This window comes from Curtobacterium sp. ME26 (assembly GCF_903970945.1).
Classification (GTDB): Bacteria; Actinomycetota; Actinomycetes; order Actinomycetales; family Microbacteriaceae; genus Curtobacterium; species Curtobacterium citri.
Map to the genome: position 1 here is coordinate 11,173 of NZ_CAJCKG010000016.1, position 15,357 is coordinate 26,529.

The 15,357-nt window shown below is 70.5% G+C and carries 13 protein-coding genes; 6 read left to right on the plus strand and 7 right to left on the minus strand.

The window, feature by feature from the left end; genetic code table 11:
- Positions 1 to 74 precede the first annotated feature (74 nt).
- The 5 genes from H7A69_RS08290 to H7A69_RS08310 are packed head-to-tail and all read right to left on the minus strand — an operon-like array spanning position 75 to position 6,520.
- Positions 75 to 1,295: an acyl-CoA dehydrogenase family protein gene (locus H7A69_RS08290; RefSeq protein ID WP_182046616.1), complete on the minus strand. Its 1,221-nt coding sequence runs from the start codon at positions 1,293 to 1,295 to the stop codon at positions 75 to 77.
- A complete protein-coding gene (locus H7A69_RS08295; protein ID WP_182046617.1) occupies positions 1,292 to 2,992 on the minus strand; it encodes a dipeptide ABC transporter ATP-binding protein in 1,701 nt (566 codons plus the stop codon). Before H7A69_RS08295 ends, H7A69_RS08290 begins: the two co-directional genes overlap by 4 nt.
- Positions 2,989 to 3,912, minus strand: coding sequence for an ABC transporter permease (locus tag H7A69_RS08300; RefSeq protein ID WP_182046618.1), 924 nt, complete (start codon positions 3,910 to 3,912; stop codon positions 2,989 to 2,991). The genes H7A69_RS08295 and H7A69_RS08300 overlap by 4 nt, the downstream gene beginning before the upstream one ends.
- On the minus strand, positions 3,909 to 4,856 hold the full coding sequence (locus H7A69_RS08305; protein ID WP_182046619.1) for an ABC transporter permease: 948 nt from the start codon (positions 4,854 to 4,856) through the stop codon (positions 3,909 to 3,911). Before H7A69_RS08305 ends, H7A69_RS08300 begins: the two co-directional genes overlap by 4 nt.
- Complete coding sequence (locus tag H7A69_RS08310) at positions 4,856 to 6,520, minus strand: ABC transporter substrate-binding protein (RefSeq protein WP_182046620.1); 1,665 nt, start codon at positions 6,518 to 6,520, stop codon at positions 4,856 to 4,858. The genes H7A69_RS08305 and H7A69_RS08310 overlap by 1 nt, the downstream gene beginning before the upstream one ends.
- A gap of 121 nt (positions 6,521 to 6,641) precedes the next feature.
- On the opposite strand from H7A69_RS08310, the gene H7A69_RS08315 reads away from it, so the two are divergent.
- Positions 6,642 to 8,018: an NtaA/DmoA family FMN-dependent monooxygenase gene (locus H7A69_RS08315; protein ID WP_182046621.1), complete on the plus strand. Its 1,377-nt coding sequence runs from the start codon at positions 6,642 to 6,644 to the stop codon at positions 8,016 to 8,018.
- Between the two features lie 39 nt (positions 8,019 to 8,057).
- On the opposite strand, the gene H7A69_RS08320 is transcribed toward H7A69_RS08315, so the two are convergent.
- Positions 8,058 to 8,567, minus strand: a complete 510-nt coding sequence (locus tag H7A69_RS08320; protein WP_182046622.1) for a hypothetical protein — start codon at positions 8,565 to 8,567, stop codon at positions 8,058 to 8,060.
- Positions 8,568 to 8,718: 151 nt separating this feature from the next.
- Here H7A69_RS08320 and H7A69_RS08325 point away from each other — a divergent pair, with 151 nt between their 5' ends.
- The 5 genes from H7A69_RS08325 (at position 8,719) to H7A69_RS08345 (ending at position 14,747) form a co-directional block, all read left to right on the plus strand.
- Positions 8,719 to 10,752 (plus strand): acyl-CoA dehydrogenase family protein, encoded by a 2,034-nt coding sequence (locus H7A69_RS08325; protein ID WP_182046623.1) that lies wholly within the window; start codon positions 8,719 to 8,721, stop codon positions 10,750 to 10,752.
- Complete coding sequence (locus H7A69_RS08330; protein WP_182046624.1) at positions 10,752 to 11,921, plus strand: LLM class flavin-dependent oxidoreductase; 1,170 nt, start codon at positions 10,752 to 10,754, stop codon at positions 11,919 to 11,921. Before H7A69_RS08325 ends, H7A69_RS08330 begins: the two co-directional genes overlap by 1 nt.
- Before the next feature lie 142 nt (positions 11,922 to 12,063).
- Positions 12,064 to 13,092: a methionine ABC transporter ATP-binding protein gene (locus tag H7A69_RS08335; RefSeq protein WP_182046625.1), complete on the plus strand. Its 1,029-nt coding sequence runs from the start codon at positions 12,064 to 12,066 to the stop codon at positions 13,090 to 13,092.
- Positions 13,089 to 13,787 (plus strand): methionine ABC transporter permease, encoded by a 699-nt coding sequence (locus H7A69_RS08340; RefSeq protein ID WP_182046626.1) that lies wholly within the window; start codon positions 13,089 to 13,091, stop codon positions 13,785 to 13,787. Before H7A69_RS08335 ends, H7A69_RS08340 begins: the two co-directional genes overlap by 4 nt.
- Before the next feature lie 66 nt (positions 13,788 to 13,853).
- Complete coding sequence (locus H7A69_RS08345; protein ID WP_182046627.1) at positions 13,854 to 14,747, plus strand: MetQ/NlpA family ABC transporter substrate-binding protein; 894 nt, start codon at positions 13,854 to 13,856, stop codon at positions 14,745 to 14,747.
- 165 nt (positions 14,748 to 14,912) lie between these two features.
- On the opposite strand, the gene H7A69_RS08350 is transcribed toward H7A69_RS08345, so the two are convergent.
- Positions 14,913 to 15,077: a hypothetical protein gene (locus tag H7A69_RS08350; RefSeq protein ID WP_182046628.1), complete on the minus strand. Its 165-nt coding sequence runs from the start codon at positions 15,075 to 15,077 to the stop codon at positions 14,913 to 14,915.
- Positions 15,078 to 15,357: the final 280 nt, after the last annotated feature.

The window sequence follows — 15,357 nt, forward strand, 5'->3', positions numbered from 1 at the left end:
GTTTTGGGGGGAGCCGGTTGTGGGCTTCGTTCGTCCGACGGCCCGGCAGGTTGCGACCCCTAACTGCTGACACACTACTTCTCCAGTCGTGCCTCTCCGGTGGCCCAGAAGTACTGCAGGTCGGCGCCGTTGATCAGGTGATCGCCGATGATCCGTTGTTGGAACACCAGCGGATTGTGGGAGGACAGTGTCCGGGCGTTCCGCCAGTGGCGGTCGAGTGCTCGGTCCCGGTCGGTCGCGCTGGCACCGCCGACCTCAAAGAGTGTCGTTGTTGCGCGGAGCACCAGTTCGACGACGTTCTGTTGGACCTCGATTGTGCGGAGCTCTGCCGCTTCCACGAGTAGCCCTGCATCGGATACGTCGCTCGTGATCGCGTCGCGGGCGATGTCCAGTGCCTGGGCGGCGTGCAGGACGAGCGCCTCGGCGGCGACCGCGTCGGCTGCGATGCGGCCGACGACGCTTTGCACGAGCGGATCGCGAGTGGCGGTCTCCCCGGCGCCGTGCTGGTAGTGCCGGGTGCGGCTCCGAACGAACGCCACCGCATCGCGCGCGGCAGCTCGAGCGACTCCAGCGAGGGAGGCGAGCAGGACGGTCTGCAGAAACGCGGGCAAGGGGGTTCTCCGGTCCCCGCGTTCCGCGCGGAGCTGCCACAGTTCGACCGGCACCCCGTCGAAACGGGTCGTGCCGCTGCCGGTCAAGCGTTGACCGAAGCCGTTCCAGTTATCGCGGACGTCGACCCCCTCCTCGTGCACCGGTACCGTCACCCCGACGACGTGACCGTCGGGCGTCTCGGCCGTCACGGTGGTCCAGTCGGCGAAGATGGTCCCGGTCGAGTAGTGCTTCTCGCCGTGTAGTCGCCAGCCGTCGCCATCCGGAACGAGATGGGTGGACAGGCGCCCGACGGTGGCTGTACTGCGTTCATGGCTGGCGTTACCGAACACGTCACCCAACGCGATGCGCTCGAGCCATTGATCGCGACGCACGACCTCGTCGTCGAGGAGGAGTTCCTCGACGAACGAGAAGTGCGCTCGGAGGAGTTGGGGCAGGTTCGAGTCCGCTTCGGCGAGACGGATGAGCAGGGCGAACAGGTCGCTGGCGGACGCGCCGGACCCGCCGGCATCGACCGGGACCGTGACGGCGGTGAATCCAGCCTCGGCAAGCCATCGGACCTGCTCGTGCGGCAGCGTCCTCGTGCGTTCGCGCTCGACGGCGCCGTCCGCGATCCGGTCGAAGAGCGGAGCGAACTGGGCGAGCAGCGCCGCGCGGTCGGCAGTGGCGGCTGTGGTGGTGGTCATCGTTCCTCCGTGGTTGCTGCGGCGCGGTGGACACGGGCGCCCGGCACCGCGTCGAGCAGTCCCTGCGTGTAGGCGTCCTGCGGTGCGCGGAACACCTGCTCGGCCGTCCCGGTCTCGACGACCCGTCCGTGCCGGAGCACGAGGACACGGTCACTGACGTGATGGATCACGCCGAGGTCGTGCGAGATGAAGAGGATCGCGACCCCGTACGCCTCCTGGATGTCGGCGAGCAGGTCGAGCACCTGCGCCTGGACGGAGACGTCGAGCGCGCTGACGGCCTCGTCGAGGACGAGGACGTCGGGCTCGCTCGCGAGTGCCCGAGCGATGGAGACACGCTGTCGCTGCCCGCCCGAGAGCGTCCGAGGATGCCGGACCGCGTGCGACGCTTCGAGCCCGACACCGGTCAGCAGCGCATCCACACGTCCCGGTGCGACGGTTCCCGTGCTCGCGCGGAGCGCCGACTCGACGAGCTGCCGAACGGACTTGCGCGGGTCGAACGAGCCGAGCGGGTCCTGCGACACGGTCGCGATTTTCGGACGATGCGGTCGCCGCTCCCGTTCGGACAGGCCCGACCACGGCCGCCCTTCGAACAGCACCCGGCCGCTGGTCGGCTCCGTGAGCGCCAGGGCGATCGCGGCCGTGGTCGACTTGCCCGAGCCGGACTCCCCGACGATGCCGAGGGTTTCACCGGCGTGCAGCTCGAAGGAGACGTCGTCGACCACGGTACGGGTCACTTGGTCGGGTCCGCGGTAGGTCTTCGTGACCTGCTCGACCGCGAGCACGGGCGTGCCTGCCGGGACCATCGTTCGGTCAGCGCGGGGTGCGAGCACGGCCGGCGGTGCGTCGGAGAGGCGGGCTCCGGGGGCGTGCAGCGACGGGATCGCGGCGAGCAGGCGCTTCGTGTACGGATGCTGCGGGTCACCGAGCACCTGCTCGGTCGGCCCCTGCTCGACGACGACCCCGTGCTGCATGACGAGCACGTCGTCGGCGAGCTGCTCGACGATGCCGAGGTCGTGGCTGATGACGAGCAGCCCGGTGCCCCCGGACCGGAGTTCGTCGAGCAGGTGGAGGATCTGCGCCTGCACCGTGGTGTCGAGCGCCGTCGTGGGCTCGTCGGCGATGAGCAGCGCCGGTTCGAGGGCGATCGCGGCGGCGATGAGGGCACGCTGCCGGAGACCGCCGGAGAGCTCGGACGGCAGCTGCCGGGCCCGGAGCGCTGGTTCCGGTACCCCGACGCGGCGGAGCAGGTCGAGCACCCGCTGCTCACGTGCTGCCCGGGGCCCGACGCCGTGCTCACGCAGTGCGTCCGCGACCGAGGCGCCGACGCGGCGGAGCGGGTCGAGGGACACGAGGGCGTCCTGGAGCACGTACCCGACCTCCCCGCCTCGGACGCGCCGCCAGGACCGGTCGTCGAGCGTCGTGAGGTCCCGGCCAGCGAGCTCGAGGGTGGTGGCTCGGACCCGGGCACCGGTGCCGTTGAGGCCGAGCAGGCTGCGGGCGGTGACGCTCTTGCCGGAACCGGACTCGCCCACCAGGGCGAGGCTCCGGCCACGGTCGAGTGCGAACGAGACGTCACGGACGACCGTCCGCTCGCCGAACGCGACCGACAGTCCGGACACCGCGACGAGCGGATCGGAGGTGACCGGTCGATCCGCGACCGGAGCACCACCGGAGGTGAGGCTGGTGAATGTCGTCATCGCGCGCCTCCCGGCTGGGTCAGGGTCTGCACCGCACGGCCGACGGCGGTGAGCGAGAGGGCGAGGAGCACGATCACCACGCCCGGGAAGAAGTCGAGCCACCAGGCCTGCTGTAGGTAGTTGCGGCCGGCGTTGAGCATGGCGCCCCACTCCGGTGCGGGCGGCTGCACACCCATGCCGAGGAAGCCGAGCGCTGAGGCCCAGACAATCGCCTGGCCGATACCGAGCGTGACGAGGACGGTCAACGGCCGGAACGCGTTCGGCAGCAGCGTGCGGAACAGCACGTGCGCGCCGGAGTGCCCGAGCGCCCGTTCCGCCTGCACGTACGGGGCACCACGGACGGCGAGGACCTGACCGCGCACCATCCGCGCGTAGCCCGGGATCGTCGCGATGCCGACCGCCAGGATCTGGGTCCCGGCGCTCGACCCGAACACCGCGACGAGGATGAGCGCCAGCAGGATACCCGGGAACGCGTAGAGCACCTCGATCACGCGGGTCACGACGGCGTCGACGGCTCGGCCACCCAACGCTCCGAGGAGCCCCAGCACGAGCGCACCGGCGAGGCCGAGTGCCGTCGCGCCGACGCCGATCGCGACCGACTGCCCGGCGCCGTGCACGACGCGCGAGTACACGTCACGGCCGGACTGGTCGGTACCGAACACGTGCGCCGCGCTCGGAGCGTCAAAGCTCGCGCCCAGGTCGATGGCGAGCGGGTCCTGCGGCGCCAGCAGCGTCGGCCAGACGGCCGCCAGCGCGACGAGCGCGATGAACGCGGCGGCGAGCCAGAAGGAGACCCTCCGGATCGGACTGGAGGCACGGCGCGCCTCGCGGACGCCGGCCCCCGTCGGCCCGGCGGCGGGATCCAGGCCGACGGGTGCTGCGGGCGCGGGTGGTGCGGTGACGGTCGATGTGGTGCTCATGCTGCGGCTCCGATCGTGCGACGAAGGCGGGGGTCCACCGCGACGTACGCGATGTCGGTCAGGACGTTCGCGACCACGTAGACGAGCGCGACGACGAACGTGATGCCGATCACGAGTGGCAGGTCCTGCGCGCTCACGGCGGCGACGAGGACCTGCCCGATGCCCTGCCGGGCGAAGACGACCTCGGCGATGACGGCTCCGGACACCAGCGAGCCGAGACCCCAGCCGGAGAGGGTGATGCCGGGCAGCGCCGCGTGCCGAAGGACGAAGCGGGAGCGGACGGCCCGTTCGGACAGCCCGCGGGACCGGGCGGACAGCACGAAGGGCTCCTGCTGCTTCTCCTCGAACTCGTCCCGGGTCACCTGTCCGAGGAACCCGGCGAGCGGGATCGCGAGGGTGAGGGCGGGCAGCACGATCCCGAGCGGGCCGGACCCGATCACCGGGAACCAGTGCAACTGCACCGCGAACACCAGGAGCAGCACGAGCCCGAGCCAGAACTGCGGCAGCCCGGCGGCGACGGTCTCGACGACCGAGCCGATCCGTCCCCACACCCCCGGGCGCCCGGCGGTGAGCAGGGTCGAGGCGATCGACAGCACCCAGGCCAGACCGAGCGCCGCGACGGTCAGGGCGAGCGTCGGGCCGATCTGTCCGGCGATGACGCTCGTGACCGACTGCTTCAGCGTGTAGGACTCGCCGAAGTCGAGCCGGAACAGTCCCGCCAGGAAGTCCCCGTACTGCACGAGCAGCGGCCGGTCGAACCCGTACTGGGCCGTGACGGCTGCGACGGCCTCCTTCGTCGGGTGTGCGGCCGCGCCGCCGAGGATGGCGACCGCCGGGTCGCCGGGAACGGCGTGCTCGAGGAAGAACACGATCGTCCCCACAGCGAGCAGGTGCAGCACGGCCTCGGCGATGCGCGTGGCGATGCGGACGGTCCAGCCGGTCATCACTTGCCTCCGTCGATCAGGTACGCGTCGGCGAGGACGGGTTCGCCCTCGCTGGGCTCGATCCACACGCCGCGGACGCGGTCGGAGATCCCGAGCCGGGTCTGGATCGGGTAGAGCGGCAGCGTCCACGCCTTCGACGAGAGCAGGGCCTGCGCCTTGGAGTAGGCCTGCTGCTGCGCCGCCGGGTCGGTGGTGGCGGTCGCGGCGATCAGCAGCCGGTCGAGCTCGTCGTCGTAGGCGAACGCGGAGTTCTGCCCGTTGTCGACGTCGTAGGTCGCCTTCGAGTACTTGATGTACATCACGTGCGGGGTGGGGCTGTTCCAGTAGTTCCCGAGCAGGTCGTACGCCTTCGGGTTCCCCCAGACCGCGTTCATGCTCGACGAGTCGAGGGCCTGCAGCACGACCTTGATGCCGATCCGCTTCTCCATGGCCTGGATGTCCTGCAGGATCGTCAGGTCCGCCGGTGGTGTCTCGGCGGAGTCGGCGTTGTACGGCAGCTTCACCGTGAGCGTCTTGCCGTCCTTCGTCCGGTAGCCGTCCTCGTCACGGCCGGTCCAGCCGGCCTCGTCGAGCAGGCGTCGGGCCGTCGACGGGTCGTACGGGAACGGCTCGTGGTACGCCTCGTCGTAGTGCGGTGTGCCGGAACTGACGTTGTTGCCCTCGTACGGGAACACGCCGTTGTAGGCGCTCTCTACGGCTTCCTTCGCGTCCGATGCGTGTACGAAGGCCTGCCGGACGCGGATGTCGCTGAACACCGTGCTTTTCGTGTTGAGGTCGAGGCTGAAGGGTGCGCCCGAGTGCACGAACGACTGCAGGGAGATTGACGGGTCGGCCTTCGCCAGGCCCTCGCTCTCGGGCGGGACGTTGAAGATGACATCCGCTTCGCCCGAGCTGAGTGCGCCGTACCGGGTCGTGTTGTCCTTGAGGAACTTCCACGTGATGCCGTCCAGGTACGCCGGCCCCTGGTGCTCCGCGTCCGCTGGAGCACTGTTGTGGTCCTCGTTCCGGACGAGCTCGACGTCGCGCTCGTGGTTCCACCGCACGACCTTGAACGGCCCGGTCCCCACCGGGGACTCGCAGTTCGCGGCGAGCCCACGCGCCATTGCCTTCGGGGACTCCATGCCGAAGAACGCCTGCGAGAGCGCAGCGAGCAGCGGCGAGTACGGCCGCTTCAGGGAGACACGGACGACGTGGTCGCTGATCGCGGTGGCCTTATCGAAGTACCCGGTCAGGTAGAGCAGGTCCGTCGACGACTGCGTCGCCGGGTCGAGGATCTGCGTGAAGTTGTCCACCACCGCCTGCGCGTCGAAGGGAGTGCCGTCGGTGAACTCCACGCCCTGCTTCAGCGTGAAGTCGTACTGCGTGCCGTCGTTCGAGATCGTCCACGACGTCGCCAGCCACGGCTTGACGCTGCCGTCCTTCTGCAGTGACACCAGCGAGTCCAGGTACTGCCGGGCGATGTAGGTCTGCGGCATGTCACCGGAGTTGTGCGGGTCGAGGCACGTCGGCTCACGGTCTGTCGCGTAGACCAGGGTGCCGCCGCGGACCGGTCCGGAGTCCTGCGTCGAGGCGGCGGAGCCACCGCTGCAGCCGGCGAGCAGCGCGACGGCGGTGGCGGTTGCGAGGACCGTCACGGCGGTGCGCAGAGCGTGAGGGCGGGTCATGGGCAGCGACGCTAGAACGGGTGGACCACCCCACACCAGGGGCCGCGCAACGTGCTGCAACGCAGCGTCTTGCGACGTCACGAACACGTGGCAGCTGATCGCTCGTCCGTACGGTCGGACCATGCCGAAGCGACTCCTGCTGAACGTGTTCGAGATGAACTGCGTCGGACACATCACCCACGGCCTGTGGCGGCTCCCCGGCAACCAGCGTCACCGGTACACGGACATCCGGTACTGGACCGAGCTCGCCCGCACTGCCGAGGCCGGCCAGTTCGACGCCGTGTTCATCGCCGACGTCCTCGGCGCCTACGACGTGTACCAGGGCTCCGCCGCCCCGGCGCTGCGTGAAGGGCTGCAGATCCCGAACAACGACCCGATGCTCGTCGTCCCGGCGATGGCAGCGGTGACCGAGCACCTCGGCTTCGGGATCACGTTCTCCACCAGCTACGAACCACCGTTCGCCTTCGCCCGGCGGATGTCGACCCTGGACCACCTGACGAACGGGCGCGTCGGGTGGAACGTCGTCACCAGTTACCTCCCGAACGCCGCACGCAACTTCGGACTGGCCGACGAGATCCCGCACGACACCCGCTACGAGATCGCCGACGAGTACCTCGACGTGCTCTACCAGCTGTGGGAGGGCTCCTGGGAGGACGACGCGGTCGTCCGCGACACCGAGCGCGGCGTGTACACGGATCCGGAGAAGGTGCATCCCATCGACCACGTCGGCGACCACTTCCGCGTCGCCGGACCCCACCTGTCGGAGCCGTCGCCGCAGCGCACACCGACCCTGTTCCTCGCGACCGGATCACCCGCCGGCATCCAACGGGCCGGGACCCACGCCGAGGTCGTGTTCACCGGCGGCCACGGAGTGCAGCGCACAGCGGAGGCCGTCCGCGACGCCGCCGAAGCCGCGGGCCGGGACCGCGGCGACGTCAAGTTCGTCACCCAAGCGGCCGTCATCACGGCGCCGACCCAGCGGGAGGTCGACGATAAGGTCGCTCAGTACCGAGCGTTCCAGAGCGAGGAAGGTCCGCTCATCCACGGCAGCGTTCCCTTCGATGCGCTTCGCCACCCGAAAAACCGCACCGTCCGCGACGCACTCGACGCCGAGGGGCTCGACGGTGGGGAGCGCTTGGTCGGCCGGGTCGCGCTCGATGCCACCGTCGGCGAACTCCTCGACCGGGTCAACGAGGCCTGGTACGGCGCGTTCTGGGCCGCCGGGGTCCCGGAGGCTGTCACCGAGCAGATCGAGGGATGGCTCGATGACGACGGGCTCGACGGCATCAACCTTCGCCAGTACCACTCGTTCGACACCGTCCACGACTTCGGCACCCTCGTGACACCGCTGCTGCGCGAACGGGGACGCCTGCCGGAGCGGTACACCGATGGTGAGACCCTCCGGCAGCGGGTCAGCGGCGGCGGGTCGTCCCGGTTGCCGGCAAGCCACCCGGCAGCACGACACCGAGCGGCGCGGGCAGGCTCGCTCCCGCGGTGACCCCGCACGACCGGTCCGGTCTCGACCGGACCGGTCGTGCTACGGCGTCGACGGTTCGCCGACGGGTTCGGCCGACTCGACCTCCGCCCACAGCACCACCGCAGCGCTTCGCAGACGGTGGAGGCCGTGGTGCTCGAACGTGGCTGAAGCCCCGAGCGTCTCGAACACCCGGTCGAGCACCGTCACCGTGACCGCGCGGAGCCCGAACTGCAGGTCCCTCGCCTCGGCACGGCCGAGTCCACCGGACAGCAGATACTCCGCCGACGCGACGGCGGCCACTGCGAGACCAGAGGTTTCACGCAGGACCTCGACGAACTGCGGATCATCGGCGGCGAGCAGCGTGTTGCCGTCGTGCTGCACCCGGGTACGGCCGACCGTTAGCCGCGTCGCCGTCCGGACGACGGAGTCGACCAGCGCGGCCATGAGCAGCACCCGCACCGCCTCCACTCCGAGGTCAGCACGCTCGACAGCGTCCTGCGCGCGAGCACGCACAGAAGGGGGCCAGGGATCGGCATTCGGCGTCGAGTGGTCGACGAGCCAGTCGGGCACGCGTGCTCCTGTTCTCCTCCGCGACACCACGTGAAGACGCACACGATGCCGACCACCCGAGCGTAGGGCGGCCGGTAATCGCGCTCGATCCTTCACGCAACAGTCCGCAACGCGAGTCGGACGCACCAGCGCGCCTGGATACGGTCGGTACATGGGTCATCAGCTCCTCGGTCCGACGTTCGCAGCGTTCCTCGAGGAGGTCCGGGCGGCCGCGGTGCACACCGACCGTTCCGGACGGATCCCGCGCCGCTTCCACGACCAGCTCCGTCGCCTCGGCTTCGGCCGGATGCGGCTTAGCGGCGCCGACGGTGGGCTCGACGCGAGCGTCGTCGAGCTCGTCGAGACCATCAGGGACATCGCCGCGGCCGACCCGAGCCTCGCGCAGAGCTGGCGCACCCACGTCCTCGCGACCGAACGGCACCTCAAGGAGCCGGACGGTCCGACCCGGCGTCAGTGGCTCGGACGGATCGCGTCGGGAGCGATGATCGGCGGCGGGTGGACCGAGTCGGACGGCAGCACCGGCGCGAAGTTCACCACGCGGTTGCAGGGTCGTGACGACGCGTTGACCCTGACCGGGACGAAGTACTACTCGACGGGCAGCGCCCATGCAGACTGGCTCGAGTACAGCGCCGTCGACGCGGACGACGCCTTGGTGATCGTGGGCGTAGACGCGCGCGCCGAGGGTGTCGTGGTGCGGGACGACTGGACCGGGTTCGGGCAGCGGGCAACGGGTAGCGGCACCACCGAGCTGCACGACGTCCCCGTCGATCCGGCGGACGTCGCGCCGTTCACGACGCAGCACCGGGGCACGGCCGGTTGGCAGCAGCTGGTGCTCCTCGCCGTCCTCACCGGCATCACGCAGGACGTCGCACGCACCGCCCGGGAGCTCGTCGACGAGAGCGGACGCCGGCACGGACCGCCCGACGTCCGGGTCCTCGAGCGCTTCGGACGGCTCGAGGCTCTCGTCCTCGGGAACGATGCTGCGCTCCTCCGCGCAGCAGCGGACACGGACGGTGCCCACCGTGCGCTCGTCTCCACCCCGGGTGCCGCGGCCGACCGTACCACCGACGCCGCGGAGGTACAGACCTTCCGCGCGCAACTGCTCGTCGTCCCGGCGGCCGTCGAGGCCGGCGAACTGCTGACGCAGATCGGGGCGCTGCTTCCCGAACCGCTCGAGGACCTGCAGCAGCGGTGGGCCCTCGACCGGCACTGGCGCAATGCCCGGACAATCGCGCAGCACAACCCCGTGTTGCACCGCTCCCGCATGATCGCGGACCGGCTGCTGTACGACATCGGCACCGACGTCGACGTGCGCCACCGGGACACCGTCCGTGCGGAGGCCGTCCGGCGCGACGCCGAGGCCAGGGCCCTCCCGGCCCTCCGGGTCCGCGGTGACCTCGCCGACGCTCTCGCGGCCGACCGGTCCCTCCGTACACGGCTCGCGGGGCTCCTCGCCGAGCACCCGCCTGTGCTGCTCGTCCTCGAGGACGAACCCCAGCACGGCGACCCCGGCGTCGCCGCGGCATCGCTGCTCGGCGACCTCCCGCGGGCGTGGTTCGCCGTGACGACCCGGACCGACGCCATCGGACACCCCTACGACCTGGCTCGACGCATCGCGACGCTGGACCAGCTATCCGGCGGCCGGATCGCGTGGATCGTCCGCGGCGACGAGGGTCACGACGCCACCGAGCTGGTCACGGTCGTGCAGCAGCTCTGGCGGAGCTGGCCCAGGGAGACGATCGCCCTCGACGGCAGCGCACCGGCGTTCGCCGAGACCGCGGCGATCACCCGGATCAACAGCACCGGCGCGTACCGGATCGCCGGGCCGCTCAACGTGCCGAGCAGTCCGCAGGGGCTGCCGGTGACCGTGACGTCCGGCGGCGTGACGGTCAAGGCGACCGGCACCTGCCGGATCGACCTGGTCGAACGGCCCGGCGGCCTGGCCCTCACCGACAGCACCCTCGACGCACCGGCCGCCGTGCGCGTCGACGCCCTCGTCCACCACGACCTGGACTCCCTCGCCGCCGCCCTGCAGGGTCCGGCCGCCGCCGCCCTGCGGCCCCTCGGGTCGGCGCCCGGTGAACAACCGGGGACGCTCCGCCGACGACTCGGACTGCCAGCGCCGGTCCTCGACCCGCTTGACGGCGCCGCACCGCGCTTCGACGACGCTCCGGAGGCTTCCTGATGTCCGCCGACCACCTGACCGTCAACATCAACGTGCTCGGGGTCGGCCAGCGTCCCGCTGCGTGGCGCTCCGACGACATCAGCCCCGACGCCGTTGTCGACTTCGGGCACTGGCAGGCCGTCGCACGCGAGGCCGAGCGGGGCCTGGTCGACGCCGTCTTCCTCGCCGACCGCCCCGCGATCACCGACCCGCGCAGCCGCCCGGTCCAGTACCTCGACCCGAGCATCCTGGTCCCCGCGATGGCCGCCGTCACCGACCACCTCGGGTTCATCGCCACCGCCTCGACCACGCTCAACGAGCCCGCCGAGCTCGCCCGACGACTCGGCAGCATCCACCACGCCTCCGGCCGACGGTTCGGCTGGAACGCCGTGACGACCTGGGACGTCGAGGCGGTCCGGAACCACGGCATCGACGAACTGCCGCCTCGGGAGCAGCGCTACGCCCGAGCCGAGTCGTTCGTCGCGGAGGTCCTCGCGCACTGGGGCGACGACCGTCCGGCCGTTGTGCAGGCCGGCGGCTCCGGCCCTGGCGTGCAGCTGGCCGGCCAGTTCGCCGACGCCGTCTACTCCGTCGCCCAGGAACCGGACGCATCGGCGAAGCACCGGCAGGCCGTCCGCGACGTCGCCGCCGCGTCCGGCCGCCCAGCGGACGCGGTCCGTGTCCTGCCGGGGCTCGCGATCGTGATCGGGAGCACGGAGCAGGAGGCCCGCGACCGCTTCGACCACTGGGAGCACCTCGCCCCGGCGACCTACAGCCTCGCTGAGCTCGGCAAGGCCCTCGGCGCGGACCTGCTCGACGTCGACGTCGACGCCTCGGTCCCGCCGCACGTCGTCGACACGGCACGTCAGGGCGGCGCGGGGTGGTCCGATGCCTACCGGCGCACGCTCCTCGACCGCATCGAGCGCGGCAACCCGGCGGTCCGCGAGCTCCTACGCGACTTCGGCGGCTACGGCCAACGGTTCATCGCGGGCACGCCCGAGCAGATCGTCGACTCGATGGAGGTCTGGTTCCGCGCGGGTGCGGCGGACGGCTTCAACGTGATGCTCGACCTGTTCCCGTCCGGCCTGACCGACTTCGTCGACCACGTGGTCCCGGAACTACAGCGGCGCGGCCTGTACCGCACCGAGTACGCCGAGGAGACCCTCCGGGAACGACTCGCACGTCCGTGACGTCGCACGTTCGTGACGTCGGGTGACGTCCCGCGTCGGACTGTGACCGACGGACCGCAGTGGTCCTGCTCGTCCTCTTACGCTCGGGGCAGACAAATTCCGCTCGGGCACCCGCCGCGGACGCCACAACGAGAGGAACCACGTGCTCGAGGTCCGAGACGTCTCCAAGACGTACCGACGACACGGCAGGGAGGTGATCGCCCTCGACCACGTGTCGCTGACCGTTCCCGACGGCAGTATCACCGGGATCGCCGGGCGGAGCGGTGCCGGGAAGTCGACGCTGTTCCGGGTCGTCACCGCGCTCCTCCGCCCGGACTCCGGCAGCGTTCATATCGACGGTGAGGACCTCTTCCGCCTCCGTCGCCGCGACCTGCGGGCCCGTCGTCGCCGGATCGGGATCGTGTTCCAGCAGTTCAACCTGCTGCACGGACGGACCGCCGCCGAGAACGTCGAGCTCCCTCTGCTGCTCGCCGGCGTCGACCGGACGGAACGGCGGCGTCGTGTCGGCGAGCTGCTCGACCTCGTGGGGCTCGCTGACCGCGCGGACAACCACCCGTCGCAGCTGTCCGGCGGACAGAAGCAGCGCGTCGGCATCGCGCGGGCACTCGCCACCAACCCGTCCGTCCTGCTGTCGGACGAGGCGACGAGTGCGCTCGACACCGAGACGACCGAGCAGGTGCTCGCGCTCCTCGAGCGGGTGAACCGGGAGCTCAGTGTCTCCGTCGTCCTCATCACCCACGAGCTCGAGATCCTGCGGAAGCACGCCCACGAGGTCGTCTCGTTCGAGGCTGGCCGCGTCGTCGAACAGGGGCGGACGATCGACTTGGTGTCAGACCCTTCGTCCCGCATCGGTCGCGCGATGCTCCCCCGCACCACCACGGCGGTACCGGCGACCGACGCGACCAGCGCGCCCGCTGCATTGGACGCACCACGCACCTCCCGGCCGGCTGCGGACCGGCCGCGTGTGCTGGTAACCGTCCGCGGTGAGGGGACCGCGCGCGGGTACCTGTCGCGGCTCGCCGGGGACACCGCGTACGACGTGCTGTCCGGCGGCGTGCACACCGTCGGCGGGGAGCGGGTCGCCCGGTACGAGCTCGAGCTGCCGGATCGGGCCGGGCTCGATGCCGTCCGGCGGACGGCCGACGACCGGACGGCGGTGGAGTCGGCATGATCTCGAACGGGCTCGGCCCCTACGGGCTCCTGGCACAGGCCGCCGGCGAGACGCTCTACATGGTCTTCTGGACCTTCCTCCTGACCTTCGTCCTCGGCACCGCCCTCGGCGTGCTGCTCTTCCTGACCACCCCCGGCTCCGTCGTCGTCGAACGGATCCGCGGCGCCGGTGCGCAGCGCGCGGTGGTCGTCGGCCACCACGTCGCCAGCGTGCTCGTGAACATCGTGCGGTCGCTGCCCTTCGTCATCCTGCTGCTCGCGATCCTGCCCCTCACCCGCAGCATCGTCGGCACCACGCTCGGCACGACCGCGGCGCTCGTGCCGCTCACCGTGAGCATGTTCCCGTTCTTCGCCCGGATCGTCGACAACGCCCTCGCCGAGGTCGACACCGGACGCCTCGACGCCGCCGAGGCGATGGGCGCCAGCACCTGGCAGCTCATCTGGCGGGTGCTCCTACCCGAGTCGCGGTCCGGCCTGATCGCCGGCTCAACCCTCACCCTCGTGGCGATCGTCGGCAACACCGCCGTCGCCGGCACGGTCGGCGCCGGCGGACTCGGCGCCTACGCGATCACCTACGGGTACCAGCGCTACGACGACCAACTCATGTGGACCACCGTCCTCGTCCTCGTCGTCATCGTGCAGGCCATCCAGGTGGTCGGCGACGTCTGGCTCCGACGGCGCCTGCACAAGCGCTGACGCGCCGACGAGCCAAAGCGCCGACCCGCTGACCCGAGGCCCCCCACCCGATCCGAGAGGAACCCCATGGACCACCCGAAGCGCGCCCTCATCGTGAGCGCAACCGTCGTCATCGCCGCACTCACCCTCAGCGCCTGCGCATCCGGCTCCACCGGTAGCTCCGAGAAGGTCGACGGCAAGTGGACCGCGAGCAGCGAGCCGCTGCGCGTGTGGGCCGAGAACCGCCCCCACTCTGAGATCCTCGAACACATCCAGGACGCCGGACTCCTGCCCGACGGTGTCACGCTCGACGTCACCGTCGCGCAGGAAGGCGTCAACGAGAACGAGACCGTCGAGAACGGCGACGTCGACGCGACCTACATCGACCACGTGCCGTTCTTCGAGCAGGACACGAAGCAGCGCGGGATCACCGACCTCGAGGTCGACGCGAAGGTCCACATCGAGCCGCTCGGCATCTACTCGAAGAAGGTGACGTCCGTCGACGACATCCCGGACGGCGCGACCATCGGCATCCCGGACAACGTGACGAACTTCGCCCGCGGGCTCTTCCTGCTGCAGAGCGCGGGGCTACTGAAGCTTGACCGGTCATTCGACGGCGGCGACCTCAGCGGTGACGACCTCCTCATCACCGAGGCGAACATTACGTCAAACCCGAAGCACCTGAAGTTCCTCAAGACCGCGGACAACACGCAGCTCGCACGGCAGCTGCAGGACGTCGACGCAGCGATCCTGCAGGGCAACGCAGCACTCGGCGTCGACCTCACACCGTCACAGGACGCCCTCCAGCTCGAGGACTCCAAGAACGGCAACCCCTACGTCAACGTGCTCATCGCCCCGAAGGCGCTACACGACGACCCCCGCATCGAAGCCCTCGACAAGGCGCTCACGAGCAAGGAGATCGCCGACTGGATCACGAAGACCTACAAGGGCAGCGTGATCCCGGTCAATCACGTGGAGTGACCGCAGCCGCTGGGCGGTGAAGGGACGGGAGACGTGGATCCAGCAGACGCCGTCGATGGCGGTAGGGCGTAGGACAGTGCTGCTGCTGCTGCTGCTGCTGCTGCTGGTGGTGGCCGGTGCGCATTCGGGTTGCGTGCCGTCCACTGCTGTGATCTGGGTCGGCGGTCAGCGTTCGCCGTAGTTGTCGTACCAGGCAACCTCGCGGATTCGCCAGGTGAACACCCGCCCGGGGTCGACGTCAGCGATGTAGTTCTTCGCGGCGTCCTCGGACACGAACGCGCCCACGATCGTGCCCTGCGTGCTGACGTTGGCAAGCAGAAATACGCGCATGTCCTCACTCTGCGCGCCTGCGTCTCTGCGCGCTCGCTGTTCCGCGCCTGAGCGCCGCGCCGCAGGAGCGCTCGATCGAAGACGCGGACCCAACTGCGGGCGCCGCAGCTGGAGCGCGCGCCGTAGCCCCCTCTCACATTGCGACAGCGGCAGGGCCGGTCCCGCTGCAATCACCCAGGCGCGGGTGCGGTGATTTCGAGGCTTGTGCCGGAAAGGTCACAGCGCGACACTGAGCCGAAAGCGGGAGGAGCCGCCGATGTACCATTCCTTGTACCTTCGT